13 protein-coding genes and 2 pseudogenes are annotated in these 13,916 nt (G+C 68.9%); 8 read left to right on the top strand and 7 right to left on the bottom strand.

Annotated elements, in window-relative coordinates; genetic code table 11:
- The first annotated feature begins 109 nt into the window (after nt 1-109).
- Entirely contained in the window at nt 110-1,102 is a 993-nt protein-coding gene (locus ACFVXC_RS16540) for an arabinan endo-1,5-alpha-L-arabinosidase (RefSeq protein WP_389905881.1), read from the top strand.
- A gap of 17 nt (nt 1,103-1,119) precedes the next feature.
- Here the strand turns inward: ACFVXC_RS16540 and ACFVXC_RS16535 are convergent.
- Nucleotides 1,120-1,290 (bottom strand): annotated as a pseudogene (locus tag ACFVXC_RS16535) (alpha-N-arabinofuranosidase); the annotation flags it as partial.
- Between the two features lie 251 nt (nt 1,291-1,541).
- Between ACFVXC_RS16535 and ACFVXC_RS16530 the strand changes: the two are divergent.
- Nucleotides 1,542-4,025: an alpha-L-arabinofuranosidase C-terminal domain-containing protein gene (locus ACFVXC_RS16530; protein ID WP_389905879.1), complete on the top strand. Its 2,484-nt coding sequence runs from the start codon at nt 1,542-1,544 to the stop codon at nt 4,023-4,025.
- Here the strand turns inward: ACFVXC_RS16530 and ACFVXC_RS16525 are convergent.
- Complete coding sequence (locus ACFVXC_RS16525; RefSeq protein ID WP_389905877.1) at nt 4,012-4,230, bottom strand: hypothetical protein; 219 nt, start codon at nt 4,228-4,230, stop codon at nt 4,012-4,014. The genes ACFVXC_RS16530 and ACFVXC_RS16525 overlap by 14 nt on opposite strands.
- 102 nt (nt 4,231-4,332) lie before the next feature.
- Between ACFVXC_RS16525 and ACFVXC_RS16520 the strand changes: the two genes are divergently transcribed.
- Nucleotides 4,333-4,830 (top strand): peptidylprolyl isomerase, encoded by a 498-nt coding sequence (locus tag ACFVXC_RS16520; protein ID WP_389905875.1) that lies wholly within the window; start codon nt 4,333-4,335, stop codon nt 4,828-4,830.
- A 102-nt stretch (nt 4,831-4,932) separates the two neighbouring features.
- Here the strand turns inward: ACFVXC_RS16520 and ACFVXC_RS16515 are convergent, their stop codons facing one another.
- Together ACFVXC_RS16515 and ACFVXC_RS16510 are read right to left on the bottom strand one after the other, a co-directional pair.
- Nucleotides 4,933-5,589: a ThuA domain-containing protein gene (locus ACFVXC_RS16515; protein ID WP_389905873.1), complete on the bottom strand. Its 657-nt coding sequence runs from the start codon at nt 5,587-5,589 to the stop codon at nt 4,933-4,935.
- Between the two features lie 203 nt (nt 5,590-5,792).
- The gene (locus ACFVXC_RS16510; protein ID WP_389905957.1) at nt 5,793-5,987 is read right to left on the bottom strand and encodes a glycosyl hydrolase 53 family protein; all 195 of its coding nucleotides are present in this window, start codon (nt 5,985-5,987) and stop codon (nt 5,793-5,795) included.
- A 7-nt stretch (nt 5,988-5,994) separates the two neighbouring features.
- On the opposite strand from ACFVXC_RS16510, the pseudogene ACFVXC_RS16505 reads away from it, so the two are divergent.
- From ACFVXC_RS16505 to ACFVXC_RS16490, 4 genes and pseudogenes are all read left to right on the top strand, one after another.
- A pseudogene (locus ACFVXC_RS16505) lies at nt 5,995-6,387 on the top strand (ABC transporter permease subunit); the annotation flags it as partial.
- Nucleotides 6,384-7,289, top strand: coding sequence for a carbohydrate ABC transporter permease (locus ACFVXC_RS16500; RefSeq protein WP_389905871.1), 906 nt, complete (start codon nt 6,384-6,386; stop codon nt 7,287-7,289). The pseudogene ACFVXC_RS16505 and the gene ACFVXC_RS16500, both read left to right, overlap by 4 nt.
- A complete protein-coding gene (locus ACFVXC_RS16495; protein WP_389905869.1) occupies nt 7,286-8,317 on the top strand; it encodes a LacI family DNA-binding transcriptional regulator in 1,032 nt (343 codons plus the stop codon). The genes ACFVXC_RS16500 and ACFVXC_RS16495 overlap by 4 nt, the downstream gene beginning before the upstream one ends.
- An 87-nt stretch (nt 8,318-8,404) precedes the next feature.
- Complete coding sequence (locus ACFVXC_RS16490; protein WP_389905867.1) at nt 8,405-9,706, top strand: FAD-binding protein; 1,302 nt, start codon at nt 8,405-8,407, stop codon at nt 9,704-9,706.
- 9 nt (nt 9,707-9,715) lie between these two features.
- Here the strand turns inward: ACFVXC_RS16490 and ACFVXC_RS16485 are convergent, their stop codons facing one another.
- Complete coding sequence (locus tag ACFVXC_RS16485; RefSeq protein ID WP_389905865.1) at nt 9,716-10,156, bottom strand: YybH family protein; 441 nt, start codon at nt 10,154-10,156, stop codon at nt 9,716-9,718.
- Between the two features lie 446 nt (nt 10,157-10,602).
- On the opposite strand from ACFVXC_RS16485, the gene sigJ reads away from it, so the two are divergent.
- Nucleotides 10,603-11,541: an RNA polymerase sigma factor SigJ gene (gene sigJ / locus ACFVXC_RS16480; protein ID WP_389905863.1), complete on the top strand. Its 939-nt coding sequence runs from the start codon at nt 10,603-10,605 to the stop codon at nt 11,539-11,541.
- Between the two features lie 27 nt (nt 11,542-11,568).
- Here the strand turns inward: sigJ and ACFVXC_RS16475 are convergent, their stop codons facing one another.
- Entirely contained in the window at nt 11,569-12,669 is a 1,101-nt protein-coding gene (locus tag ACFVXC_RS16475) for a family 43 glycosylhydrolase (protein ID WP_389905861.1), read from the bottom strand.
- A 230-nt stretch (nt 12,670-12,899) separates the two neighbouring features.
- Entirely contained in the window at nt 12,900-13,841 is a 942-nt protein-coding gene (locus ACFVXC_RS16470) for a LysR family transcriptional regulator (RefSeq protein WP_389905859.1), read from the bottom strand.
- Nucleotides 13,842-13,916: the final 75 nt, after the last annotated feature.

Here is a 13,916-nt window from a genome sequence, read left to right as displayed (position 1 = left end):
ACGCGCGGGCGGCAACCTCGCGGGGGCGGGCGGCAACCACATGTCGTACCGCCTCCGCTCAACTCCCCCCGGGACAGGGGGAGTTATACCAACTCGCAAGGAGCCCGGAGTGAGCCGCTCCCTCAGCACCCCCACCCCTTTCCGGCGCAGAGCCCTCGTCGCGCTGCCCGCCGCCGCCCTGCTCGCCCTCGTCCCGAGCAGCGCCACCGCCTACCCCAATCCCGGCCAGGTCACCGGCGACATCGTCGTGCACGACCCGACCCTGGCCCGCACCCCGTCGGGCGAGTACCTGCTCTACTCGACCGGCGACGGCCTGCAACTGCGCACCTCCACCGACCGCGTCAACTTCGGCCGCGACGGCTCCGCCTTCCCCACCCGGCCCGGCTGGTGGAGCAACTACAACTCCACGGGTGACGTCTGGGCGCCCGACATCTCGTACCACGGCGGCAAGTATCTGATGTACTACTCCGTCTCGTCGTTCGGGTCGAACAAGTCGGCCATCGGCCTCGCGGCCTCCACCACGGGTGAGCCCGGCTCCTGGACCGACTACGGCGCCGTGTACACCTCCACCACGTCCAGCGACTACAACGCCATCGACCCGAATCTCCTCGTGGACGACGACGGCAAGTGGTGGCTCTCCTTCGGCTCCTGGTGGACCGGGATCAAGATGATCAGGGTCGATCCCTCGACGGGCAAGCAGTACGCGGGCGACACCGCCCGGCGTTCGCTCGCCTCGCGCCCCACCGGCACCAAGGCCGTCGAGGCGCCCTACATCGTCAAGCGGGGCGGCTACTACTACCTCTTCGCCTCGTACGACACGTGCTGCGCGGGCACCGGCTCCACGTACAAGATCAAGGTGGGCCGCTCCTCCAGTGTCACCGGGCCGTACGTCGACAAGAACGGCGTCGGCATGCTGAACAACGGCGGCACTCCGGTCCAGGAGAGCCACGGCCGCTACATCGGCCCCGGCGGCCAGTCGATCATGAAGGACGCCGACGGTGACCTGCTCGTCTACCACTACTACGACGGCCAGGACAACGGCACTCCCAAGCTCGGCGTGAACCTCCTGAACTGGAGCTCCGGATGGCCCGTCGCCCACTGACCCGGGGCGGCGAGGACTCACCCCAGCCGGATCACGTTCCATGACAGCGGCTCCAGGACGGCGCTCAACGTGCCGTCCTGGAGTGCGCTCCCGCTGACGCCGTGCGGGGTGACGCACTCCGGCTCCGCGAGGGTGTTGCGGGCGTCCGGGTCCGCGTCGGACAGGGTGGTGACATTGCGGCTCACTTCTGTCCGATATATCGAACACTGCTCGCAACTTCGAACGGACCGTAAAGTTGAACGCCGGGCGCGTCAACGGTTCCGACAGAGCCGGGAGTGAAGTCCCGTGAATTCGCGGGAAGTTGTTCGAGATCCCGAACCCCGGGAGGCGCCTCGGCCTCTTCCTGCGCAATGCGTTGACGGGCCGCCCTCCGCGTATCTAAGTTGCCGTTCGGCCTACTGATCAGCGTTCGAAATCTCGCACGAAGACTGGGGTACGCATGGCACGCAGACGATGGAGACTCGGGCTCACCCTGGGAGCCCTGCTCGCCGGAACGCTCGCCGCGGGACCCACCGCCGCGGCCGAACCCACCGACTACACGATCGACGTCGACCCGACCCGCACCGGCGCGAAGATCGACGACTCGATGTACGGCGTCTTCTACGAGGACATCAACCGCGCGGCGGACGGCGGCCTCTACGCCGAGCTCGTCCAGAACCGCTCCTTCGAGTACACCACCGCCGACAACCCCTCCTACACACCGCTGACTTCGTGGGACACGGCAGGCTCCGCCGAGGTGGTGAACGACGACGGGCGCCTCAACGCCCGTAACCGCAATTACCTCTCGCTGGGCGGCGGTTCATCCGTCACCAACACCGGCTACAACACCGGCCTCGCGGTCGCCAAGGGCAAGCGCTACGACTTCTCGGTCTGGGCCCGCACCGGCGGGACCCGGAAGGCTCCGCTGACCCTCAGCCTGCGCGACGCCTCCGGCGACCTCGCCCCGGCCCGCCGGGTCACCGCACACGGCGGCTGGGCGAAGTACAAGGCCTCGTTCACCGCGGGACGCACCTCCGCGACCGGCCGGATCACGGTCGCGTCGGACGCCCCCGTCGCGCTCGACGAGGTCTCCCTCTTCCCTCGCGACACCTACAAGGGCCGCACGAACGGCTTGCGCAAGGACCTCGCCCAGAAGATCGCCGACCTGAGGCCCGGCTTCCTGCGCTTCCCCGGCGGCTGCCTGGTCAACACCGGCTCCCACGAGTCGTACGACGAGAAGTCCGGCTGGCAGCGCAAGCGCTCCTACCAGTGGAAGGACACCATCGGGCCCGTCGAGGAGCGCGCCACCAACGCCAACTTCTGGGGCTACAACCAGAGTTACGGCCTCGGCTACTACGAGTACTTCCAGTTCGCCGAGGACACCGGCGCCATGCCGCTGCCCGTCGTGCCCGCTCTGGTGACCGGCTGCGGCCAGAACAAGGCCACCGACGACCCGGCGCTCCTCAAGCGGCACATCCAGGACACCCTGGACCTCATCGAGTTCGCCAACGGCCCCGCGACGAGCGAGTGGGGCAAGAAGCGGGCGGCGATGGGCCACCCCGAGCCCTTCCACCTGACCCACCTGGAAGTCGGCAACGAGGAGAACCTCCCCGAAGAGTTCTTCGCCCGCTTCAAGGAGTTCCGCGCGGCCATCGAGGCGAAGCACCCGGACATCACGGTGATATCCAACTCCGGCCCCGACGACAGCGGTTCGACCTTCGACAAGGCCTGGCAGCTCAACCGTGACGCCGACGTCGCGATGGTCGACGAGCACTACTACAACAGCCCGCAGTGGTTCCTGGAGAACAACGACCGATACGACTCCTACGACCGCAAGGGCCCGAAGGTCTTCCTCGGCGAATACGCCTCGCAGGGCAACAGGTTCTCCAACGCCCTGTCCGAGGCCGCCTTCATGACCGGCCTCGAACGCAACGCCGACGTCGTCAAGCTCGCCTCGTACGCCCCGCTGCTCGCCAACGAGGACTACGTGCAGTGGAAGCCGAACATGATCTGGTACGACAACGACCAGTCATGGGGCTCGGCCAACTACGAGACGCAGAAGCTCTTCATGCGCAACGTCGGCGACGAGGTCGTGCCGTCCACGGCATCCGGCACCCCCGCCGCCTCCGGTCCCATCACCGGCGCCGTCGGTCTTTCCACCTGGGCCACCAGCGCCGCGTACGACGATGTGAAGGTCACCGGCAAGGACGGCGGGACGCTCCTGTCCGACGACTTCTCCGGCGGTGACGGCCGGTGGAGCAAGGCGGCGGGCAAGGGGACCTGGGCGGTCCAGGACGGCGCGTACCTGCAGTCCGACGAGACCGCCGAGAACACCCTGGTCACGGCGGGCGACAAGGGCTGGCAGAACTACGACCTGAACGTGCGGGCCACCAAGAAGTCCGGCAAGGAGGGCTTCATGGTCGCCTTCGGGGTCAAGGACTCCGGCAACCACTACTGGTGGAACCTGGGCGGCTGGAACAACAGCCAGTCGGCCGTCGAGAAGTCCGTCGACGGCGCGAAGCAGACCATGGTCCAGGACGCGACGACCATCGAGACGGGCCGCAGCTACGACCTGCGCGTGGAGGTGCGCGGCCGCCAGGTGACGCTCTTCCTCGACGGCGAGAAGTGGGGCTCCTTCACGGACGACAAGCCCGCCGAGCCGTTCCGCCAGGTCGTCACCCGGGACAAGGCCAACGGCGACCTCATCGTCAAGGTCGTCAACGCGCAGGGCTCCGATGCCCGCACCAGGGTCGGCCTCGGATCGGGCACGCGGGTCGAGCGGACCGCGAAGGTGACCACGCTCGCCGCGGAACCGGCCGCGGAGAACACGAAGGACGCGACGCCGGTCAGGCCGGTGGCCTCGACGTTCAAGGGTGTGTCCGAGACGTTCTCGTACACGTTCCCGGCGAATTCGATCACTTTCATGAGGATCAGGACCGACTGACCGTGCCGAGAAGTCGACTGACCATATCGAGAGATCGACTGACCGTGTCGAGAGGCCGACCGAGATAGGACAGCGGTGTCGCGACCCCGGCGTACGGCGCCCGCCGGGCGAGCGGCGTCCTGCCCGCGACGACGCTCCTGACGACGGGCAGCACCGGCATCGGCTCGACCGTGAACTGAGTGCCGACGGCATCGTGCCTGGTCACCGGGGTTTCGGGAAGATCACGGAAGGCTCACGGAGGGCTCACGGCGGACTCAGTGGGGGTTCGGTTGGCGGGTGGGGACAGGGCAATGACAGGATGAGGACCATGACAATCAAGGCCTATTTCGACATCACCATCGACGGCCAGCCTGAAGGCCGCATCACGTTCAACCTCTTCGACGACGTCGTGCCGAAGACCGCGGAGAACTTCCGCGCGCTCGCCACCGGCGAGAAGGGCTTCGGCTACGCCGGTTCGAAGTTCCACCGCGTCATTCCGGACTTCATGCTCCAGGGCGGCGACTTCACCGCCGGCAACGGCACGGGCGGCAAGAGCATCTACGGCGAGAAGTTCCCCGACGAGAACTTCCAGCTCAAGCACACCAAGCCCGGCCAGCTTTCGATGGCCAACGCGGGCCCCAACTCCAACGGCTCGCAGTTCTTCATCACCACGATCGCCACGACCTGGCTCGACGGCAAGCACGTGGTCTTCGGTGAGGTCGCGGACGAGGAGAGCCTGGCCCTCGTCAAGAAGATCGAGAGCTTCGGCTCGCAGTCCGGCGCCACCAAGGCCGAGATCGCCATCTCCGCCTCCGGCACCCTCTAGGACCTCGCGCGCAGGACCTGGCATGGGTGAGCCCCCGCCTCGTGAGGCGGGGGCTCACCCATGCCCGGGTCCATGCCCGAGTCCATGCCCGGGTCCGCCCCTTCAGCCGAGTCCGGTCACATACCGCAGGCCGCCGAGCAGGTGGGCGCGGAAGTCCGGGTCCGCGTACGCCTCGTCCGCGTGGCCGAGCGCCGTGTAGAACATCGGGCCGCCGCCGTGCTCGTGGCACCACACCAGAGGGTGGTCGGCGCCCATCCCGCCTCCTTCGTACGAGGATTCGTCGGCGGCGGCCAGGACCCGCACCGCACCCCGGGGCGAGACCCGGAAGTCGTACCACTCGTCGGTGAGATCCCAGGTGGCGGCGAGGTGCGCGGTGGCGGGATGCGCGTGGTCCTCGACGGTCAGGCGGCCGGGCTGGTAGGCGGGATGGCGGGCGAAGCGCGCGCCGAGGAGCTCGCCGTAGTACGGCCAGTCGTACTCGGTGCAGGCGGCGGCGTGAACGCCCATGAAGCCGCCGCCCGCCGACCGGTGTGCGCGCAGCGCCTCCCGTCCGGCGGGGGTGAGGACGTCGCCGCTGGTGGAGAGGAAGACGATCGCCGCATAGCCGGACAGGTCCTGCTCGAAGGCGGCCGGATCCTCGGTCGCGTAGGCGCAGCAGCCGATCCCGGCTGCGAGCTCGCGCAGGGCGGCGACTCCGGCGGGGATCGACGCGTGCCGGTAGGCGGTCGTTCGGCTGTAGATCAGCAGGCGGGGGCTCATGGACCCTGATCGTAGAAGACGGTGCCGGACCTCCCGGGCGGCGTCACGGTCGCCACTGCGCGTGACCGGCCCGGCAGGCGCCACTGCGCGTGACCGGCCCGGCAGGACGGGACCAGGCGGGTCCCGATTCCCCGGGCTTGACTCAGTCTCCGTGGTGATGCGGGCCTGAGTCATTGCGACCAAGCAGGTCGCTCGGGCCCGGGTCATCGGTGCGCGAAGCCGCTCATGGCCTCGGTCGGCACTCCGTCGTAGTCGAAGAGCGCCTGGTTCTCCCAGGCGTTGCCCGTCGAGGGGTCCGTCGAGTCCCAGCCGTTGCCCTCGACGACGGTCCAGGTGGCGTCCCACCAGAAGACGCCAAGACCACGGCGGGGCGGGACCGCCTCGACGACGCTCTGGATGTCACGGAAACTGGGTCTGCCGCAGCCCGATCTGCTCGACGGCGGCCCGCTCTATCTCGCGCTCTCCAACATCGCGGTCTGGGGCGGCACCGGCTTCAACATGATCGTCATCTACACCTCGCTGCGGGCCATCCCCGCCGAGGTACACGAAGCGGCGAAGCTGGACGGCTGCTCACAGCTGCAGATCGCGCTGCGGATCAAGATCCCGATGGTGCCGCTCACCAACTCCGTCTCCACCACGTGGAGTCCGCTGATGAAGGTGTACCAGGACGCCTTCGGCAAGGGTGACATCAACTCGGCTGCCGCCACCGCAGTGATCATCGCCGTCGCCACGCTCGTCCTGTCCTTCGGGTTCCTGCGCGCCGCGAACTCCCGCACCAAGAAGGAGGCGGCCCGATGAGCTCTCTCGCCGTCCGCAAGGCCCCGCCCGCCGCGGGCACCACCCCCGGCACCGCACAGGGCCCGCCACCGCCCCGCCGCACCGCCCTGCTCCCGACCGCCGTCCTGGTACTCGGCGCCCTGTACTGCCTGCTGCCCGTGCTCTGGGTGGTGATCGCCTCCACCAAGTCGGGGCGCGAACTGTTCTCCACGTTCACGTTCTGGCCCGGCAGCGGCTTCGCCGACAACGTCACGGACCTGTCCGCCTACCGCGACGGCATCTACTGGCGGTGGATGGGCAACTCCGCCCTCTACGCCGGTCTCGGCGCGCTCCTGTCCACGGCTGTCTCCGCGGTCAGCGGCTACGCTCTCGCGGTCTACCGCTTCCGAGGCCGCGAGAGCGTGTTCAACATCCTCATGGCGGGCGTCCTGATGCCGCCGGTGATCCTGGCCGTACCGCAGTACCTACTGCTCGCGAAAGCCGATCTCACCGATTCGTACGCCTCGGTCCTCACGCCGCTCGTCCTCTCGCCCTACGGCGTGTACCTCGCCCGGATCTACGCCTCCGCGGCCGTGCCCGGCGATGTCGTGGAGGCGGGGCGGATGGACGGTGCGAGCGAGTGGCGGATCTTCACTCGGATCGCGCTTCCGATGATGGTGCCAGGCCTGGTGACGGTGTTCCTGTTCCAGTTCGTGGCCGTGTGGAACAACTTCCTGCTCCCCTACATCATGCTCAGCGACGACGAGAAGTTCCCCCTCACGCTCGGCCTGTTCACGCTCCTGGAGCAGGGCTCCAACACCCCGGCGCTCTACACCCTCGTGATCACCGGCGCACTCCTGGCCGTCGTGCCGCTCATCGCCCTCTTCCTGGTCATCCAGCGCTTCTGGAGCCTCGACCTGCTGTCCGGAGCCGTAAAGTCGTGACCATGAACGCAACGGGGGGCAGGCGCAGGCCGCCGACGATCCACGACGTGGCCCGCGAGGCGGGTGTGTCGCGCGGCACGGTGTCCCGCGTCCTCAACGGCGGACACTATGTGAGCCCCTCCGCCCAGGAGGCCGTCAACGCGGCCATCCGCAAGACCGGCTACGTCGTCAACCGGCACGCCCGCTCGCTGATAACGGGCCGCTCCGACTCCGTGGGCTTCCTCCTCACCGAACCGCAGGAGCGCTTCTTCGAGGACCCCAACTTCAATGTGCTGCTGCGGGGCTGCACGCAGGCGCTCGCCGCACACGACATCCCGCTGCTCCTGATGCTGGCCGGCACCCCGGACGAGCGTCGCCGCATCATGCGCTACATCACCGCGGGCCACGTCGACGGGGTGCTCCTGGTCTCCAGCCACTCCGGCGACCCCGTGGCGGACGAGCTGCGGGAGGCCGGGGTTCCCCTGGTGGCGTGCGGGAAGCCGATCGGCCAAGCCTCCAAGATGAGTTATGTCGCCGCGGACGACCGGGACGGCGCCCGCGACATGGTGCGCCATCTCCTCTCTCTCGGGCGGCGCCGCATCGGCACGGTGACCGGGCCGCTGGACACCCCCGGCGGTGTGGAACGGCTCGCGGGCTACCGGGAGATCCTCGCCGAGGAGGGCATCGGAGTCGACGAGCGGCTCATCGCGTCCGGCGACTACAGCCGGGCCGGTGGTGAGGCCGCCGCCACCCGGCTCCTCGCCGAAGCACCGGATCTGGACGCCGTGTTCGTGGCGTCGGACCTCATGGCGCAGGGCGTCCTGACCGCCCTCGACCACGCCGAGCGCCGCGTCCCGCAGGACGTCGCGGTCGGCGGCTTCGACGACTCGCCCGCCGCCCTGACCGCCCGCCCCGAACTGACGACGGTCCGCCAGCCCTGGGACCGCATCAGCGCCGAGATGGTGCGGGTCCTGCTCGCGCAGATCGGCGGCGAGGACCCGGCCGCGGTCATTCTGCCGACGGAGCTCGTGATCCGCGGATCGGCGTGACGCACCAAGACCCGGCCTGACGTACAGGGACGAGGCAGCGGGGAGGCCTTCGATGGCTCCCCGCCGCCATGAGGGAGGAATCCGAACATGAACGACGCTGTGACCGCGGGCCGGGACGGTGCCGCGGCTGCCGTGACCAACTGGGCCGGGAACATCACCTTCTCGGCCCGTGAACTGCACCGGCCCGCGTCGCGGGACGCCCTGCGGTCCCTCGTGGCGGGCAGCCGCCAGGTGCGGGTGCTCGGCAGCGGCCACTCCTTCAACCGGATCGCCGACGTGGACGGCGACAATGCGGACACCGCCCTGCTGTCGCTCGCCGCCCTGGAACCGTCCATCGACGTGGACACCACGGCGCGCACCGTACGTGTGGCGGGCGGCGTGCGGTACGCCGAACTCGCCCGGCAGGTCGCCTCGTACGGGCTCGCCCTGCCCAACATGGCCTCGCTGCCACACATCTCGGTGGCCGGATCGGTCGCCACCGGGACACACGGCTCGGGCAACGGCAACCAGTCCCTCGCGGAGGTCGTGCGCTCGGTGGAGCTGGTGACCGCCGACGGGGAGACGTGTGTACTGAGCCGCGGCGACGACGGTTTCGACGGCGCCGTGGTCTCGCTCGGCGCGCTCGGCGTGGTCCTCGCCCTCACCCTCGACCTGGAACCGCTCTATACGGTGAGCCAGCACGTCTTTGGTGAACTCCCCCTGGCGGAGCTCGACTTCGAGGCGGTGACGTCGGCGGCGTACAGCGTCAGTCTGTTCACCAACTGGCGTGGACCGCGCTTCAACCAGGTGTGGCTCAAGCAGCGCGACGATGCCGCCGTCGGCTTCCCGTGGGCGGCGCCCGTGAACGAACCCCGGCATCCGGTGCCGGGCATGCCGGCCGTCAACTGCACCGAGCAGCTGGGAGTTCCGGGGTCGTGGCATGAGCGCCTCCCTCATTTCCGGGCGGAGTTCACGCCGAGCAGCGGAGCCGAGCTCCAGTCGGAGTATCTGCTGCCGCGCGAACACGCCCTCGCCGCGCTGCACGCCCTGGACGCCCTCAGGGACCGGGTGGCGCCCGTCCTCCAGGTCTGCGAGGTGCGCACTGTCGCCGCCGACATCCAGTGGCTGAGCCCCGCCCACGGCCGGGACACCGTGGCGTTCCACTTCACCTGGGTGCCGGACGCGGCGGCCGTGCTCCCGGTGGTCGCGCTCGTCGAGGAGCGCCTCGCGCCGTTCGCGCCCCGGCCGCACTGGGGCAAGGTGTTCGGCGCGGACCCCGCCGATCTCGGCGACCGCTATCCGCACGCAGCCGATTTCGCCGCCCTGGCCCAACGCCTCGACCCGCGGGGGAAGTTCCGCAACGCGTTCGTACGCTCCTTCGTACGTCCCTTCCTCCAGCCCACTCGATGACACGGCCCGTCAGGGCTCCAGGCCGACCACCCCCTCGCCGCTCGTGACATCGAAAGGCACCGAGACCTGGTCGTGCGCGATCAACCACGCCCCCTCGGTCTTCCGGAAGCAGTACGTGCCCCTGACCCACATGCCGCTCATCGCCGTCCCGTCCTTCAGCGTGCCGCTGAGACGAGCAAAGGCATGCCCGAAGGCCACGTCATCGCCCACGGTGAGGGTCAGTTCGCGCACCTCGTAGTTCACGCTCTCGAAGAACGTGAACACGGGCGCCCAGTTCTTGAGCTTCGCCTCCACTCCCACACTCTGGAGCGGCGGTTCGATGTCGAAGGACACGATGTCCGTTGCGTACAGCTTCTTCAGGATCTCGGCATCCTTGGCCTGGAGCCCCTCGGCGATCATCCCGACTTGCCGACGAATCTCGGCTTCGTCCCTCTCGCGCTGCGTAGGCATGGCAACTCCGACCTTCCCTATAGTGGCGGACCCTTGACTTGTCACACGCTCCGCTCAGCTCTGCGGATCGCGCTTCACCTGTCAGTGCAGAATCTCGGCCCGCACCCTCTCCTTCGGCGTTGCGATGTCCCGGTAGCGAGCGGTGCCCCGCGCATGGCTGAAGTACGCGCGGCAGCGCCGCCGTCGAGGATCTCCACCGTGAAACCGTGTGCGGCCAGTGCGGCGGCCGCCCGCTCCAGACGCTGCGCGGGCGCCGGTTCGCTGAACAGCGTTGCCGATGTCGAGGTCGTCATGGTGAGCTCCCTGCTCGCGGGGTGTTGTGTTCGTCTCAGCAGTTCGACAAGACGGCCCCGCGGAATGTGAGGCCGGGTGCCTGGCCTCACATTCCGGTGCGCTGCGTTGTCGAACCGGTAGCGGCAGACACGACGAAGGGAGCCGTCGGCACCATGAGCACCCGATCCGAGCGAGGACACGGCCGGCCCGATTCGGGCCTGGACGTGATCATGAGCGAGCGGCGCCAACTGATCAATCTCGCGTACCGGCTTCTGGGCTCTCTGGCCGAGGCCGAGGATGCCGTCCAGGAGACGTACGCCCGCTGGTACGCCATGTCACGGCAGCAACAGGACGCCATCGAGAACCCCGCCGCCTGGCTGACGACCGTCGCCGGCCGCATCTGCCTCAATCTGCTCGGCTCGGCACGGGCCAGGCGAGAGACCTACGTGGGCGAATGGCTCCCCGAGCCACTGCCCGCGCATTCGGAGTGGAACAGCGGGCGGGCGGGCGGTGCGACGGCCGATCCGGCCGACCGGGTCACCCTGGACGAGTCGGTCAGCCTGGCCTTCTTGGTCGTGCTCGAATCCATGACTCCGGCCGAACGCGTCGCGTTCATCCTGCACGACGTCTTCTGCCACTCCTTTGCCGAAGTGGCCGAGATCGTCGGCCGTACCCCGGCAGCATGCCGCCAGCTGGCCTCGTCGGCCCGACGCCGCATCCGGGCCGCGCGGCCTTCCCCGACGGAGGCAGCCCAACGCACCGCTGTCGTCAGGAACTTCAAGCAGGCCTGGGACGCCAAGGACATCGACGTCCTGATCGGCCTGCTCGACCCCGACGCCACGGCGATCGCCGACGGCGGCGGCCTGGCCATCACCTTCCCGCGCCCCATCGAAGGCGCCGAGCGGATCGCGCGCACCTGGATCGAGATCGCCCGCCGCAGGCCCGACACCATGACGTTCCTGGAGCGTACGGTCAACGGCCAGCCAGGTCTGGTGGCTCAGCAGGACGGCGTCATCGTCTCGGTGTTCGCGTTCGAGGTCGCGGAGGACCGGATCAAGCACATCTGGGTCGTACGCAACCCCGAGAAGCTTCGTAGCTGGACGACGGGTTGAGGCGCGTCTCCCCGGCTGCCACTGCTCTCACGCCACCAGGGCATCGGCGACGGGGATGCCGAAGTCCGGTGTTCCGTCCGCCTTCCAGCCGAGCTTCTGGATCCGGGTGTGGCGGTTGGGGTCGTTGAGCGGGTCGCCGACGATGTCCTTGTACTGGCGTGCGTGGTAGACGAGGACGTCGGTGCGGCCGTCCTCGGCGACGGTGAAGCAGTTGTGGCCCGGGCCGTACTGCTTGGTCGTGTCGTTGCTGGTGAAGACGGGGGTCGGCGACTTGGACCAGGATGCCGGGTCGATGAGGTCGCTGCGCGCGTCGGCGGTGAGCAGCCCCATGCAGTAGTTGAAGTCGGTCGCGGACGCCGAGTACGTGAGGAAGACGCGGCCGTTGCGCTGGATGACGGACGGCCCCTCGTTCACCTTGAAGCCGACGCACTCCCAGTCGTACTCGGGTGTGGTGAGGCGTATCTGAGGTCCTGTCAGGGTCCAGGGGTTAGCCATCCGCGACAGGAAGACGCCGGTGTTGTTGTCCATGCCGGGTTCGTACTGCGCCCAGGCCAGGTAGCGGCTGCCGATTGGGGCCTCCCCTGCTCGAACGGAGTTGAGAGCTTGGGGAACGATGAAGGTGGTGGCGTCGAGCGAGAAGGTGTCCCAGGCCGTGGTGAGCTGCCCCTTCTCCGTCCAACTTCCCTTGAGGGGGTTGGCGTTGGTGTTCTCCAGGACCCAGATGCGGATCTTCCACACGTCGTCGGCGGGGGCCGCGGCGAAGTAGATGTACCACTTGCCGTTGATGTGGTGGAGCTCCGGCGCCCAGATGTGCGACCCCATGTCACCGCTCGTGTGCCGCCGCCAGATGACGGATTCGTCCGCCCGGGTCAGGCCTCGCAGGGTTCGGGAGCGGCGCAGGACGATGCGGTCGTACTCGGGGGCGGTCGCGGTGAAGTAGTAGTGGCCGTCGGTGTGGCGGCCGATGTGCGGGTCGGCGCGCTGTTCGACGAGCGGGTTGCGGTAGGCGGCGACCCGGGACGCGGCGTGAGCGGGTGTCTTGGCGAGGGCCGGCGCGGCGGCGAGGGCGCCGACGGCCAGGGTTCCTCGCAACAGGTTTCTACGGCTGGGTACTTCACTGCGGCTCATGCGGCTGGCTCCCTGGTGGGCGGGTCGGCGCTCCATGATGCGGACGTCCCCGCACATCGATGTATGTTCGTTATTTCGAACAACATGCGGTACTCCGAACGCCGAAACGGTAAGGGGGCGTTGGAGCAAGGTCAACGGTTGCGACGAGATACGTCGCGGGACGACGGGTTACGCCTCGCCCGACGCCCTGGCCCGCCACCTCGTCCGCCACCTCGTGGCGGCTGCGCGGGCTACCGCTCCGCCCGCCCCAGCGCCTCCCCGCACGCCTTGATGTACGCGCTCACCAGCGGGCGGTGGTCGTCGCCCGCGCGCCAGGCAAGAGCGAACCGGCTCGGCGTGATCCCGCGGACCGGGCGCGTGACGACGCCGCCGAGGGTGATCAGGGGCGCGTTGCCCGCGGCCACCAGGCAGACACCACGGCCGTCCACCAGCGCCTCGTACGTCTCGTCGGTACTGGCGATCTCCGCGCCGATACGGGGCGGGCGGCCCGCGCGAGCGTCCAGGGCCAGCCAGTAGTCGCGCAGCGCGCCCGCACCCTCGGGCAGCGCGAGGAAGGGTTCGTCGGCCAGATCGGCGAAGTCGACCTCGTCCAGGTCCGCGAGGCGGTGCGTGTCGGGCAGGGCGACATGACGCGGCTCCTCGGCGACCACCACCCACTCGTAGCGCTCCGGGTCGGGAAGCGGCAGCCAGATGAAGGCCACGTCCGCCGTGCCGTCCGCGAGGCCCGCGCTCGCGTCCTCCCAACTCACCTGCCGCAGCCGGATCGTGGCCGCCGGGTGGGCCTCGCTGAAGCGGGAGCGCACCGCCGGGAGCAGCCCGCCACGGGCCGGTCTCGTGCTCATGCCCACGAAGAGCGTGGCCCGCTCCTCGGTCTTCGCCCGCTCCACCGCTTCCGCGCCCGTCTGCCAGCCCTCAAGCACCTGTCGGGCGTGCGGAAGGAGAGCAGCCCCCACGGAGGTGAGCCGCACACCGCGATGATCCCGCACGAACAGCTCGGCGCCCAACTGCCGTTCCAGCGCACGTATCTGCTTGCTCAGCGCGGGCTGCGAGACGAAGAGCCGCTCGGCGGCCCGCGTGAAGTGCAACTCCTGCGCCACCGCGACGAAGTACCGCAGATCCCTGCTGTGCACGTCCCTGCCGTGTACGTGTACGCCACTGCCGTGAAGGTCCATAACCATCAGCTATCACGTCAAGTCTTGGACGGGCCACCCGTTTCGCCCGCAGGATGATCCACATAGCCGGGAACG

Origin of the sequence: Streptomyces sp. NPDC058257, assembly GCF_042881845.1 — a bacterium.
In the GTDB taxonomy this organism is placed as follows: Bacteria; Actinomycetota; Actinomycetes; order Streptomycetales; family Streptomycetaceae; genus Streptomyces.
This window is presented reverse-complemented; position numbering and strand designations above follow the sequence as displayed.

Excerpts from the sequence above, each read along its gene's own strand:
- ACFVXC_RS16500 (WP_389905871.1), top strand. The coding sequence starts at position 6,384 with ATGAGCTCTCTCGCCGTCCGCAAGGCCCCGCCCGCCGCGGGCACCACC.
- ACFVXC_RS16490 (WP_389905867.1), top strand. The coding sequence starts at position 8,405 with ATGAACGACGCTGTGACCGCGGGCCGGGACGGTGCCGCGGCTGCCGTG.
- ACFVXC_RS16475 (WP_389905861.1), bottom strand. The coding sequence starts at position 12,669 with ATGAGCCGCAGTGAAGTACCCAGCCGTAGAAACCTGTTGCGAGGAACC.
- sigJ (WP_389905863.1), top strand. The coding sequence starts at position 10,603 with ATGAGCACCCGATCCGAGCGAGGACACGGCCGGCCCGATTCGGGCCTG.
- ACFVXC_RS16515 (WP_389905873.1), bottom strand. The coding sequence starts at position 5,589 with ATGAGCCCCCGCCTGCTGATCTACAGCCGAACGACCGCCTACCGGCAC.
- ACFVXC_RS16520 (WP_389905875.1), top strand. The coding sequence starts at position 4,333 with ATGACAATCAAGGCCTATTTCGACATCACCATCGACGGCCAGCCTGAA.
- ACFVXC_RS16485 (WP_389905865.1), bottom strand. The coding sequence starts at position 10,156 with ATGCCTACGCAGCGCGAGAGGGACGAAGCCGAGATTCGTCGGCAAGTC.
- ACFVXC_RS16470 (WP_389905859.1), bottom strand. The coding sequence starts at position 13,841 with ATGGACCTTCACGGCAGTGGCGTACACGTACACGGCAGGGACGTGCAC.
- ACFVXC_RS16530 (WP_389905879.1), top strand. The coding sequence starts at position 1,542 with ATGGCACGCAGACGATGGAGACTCGGGCTCACCCTGGGAGCCCTGCTC.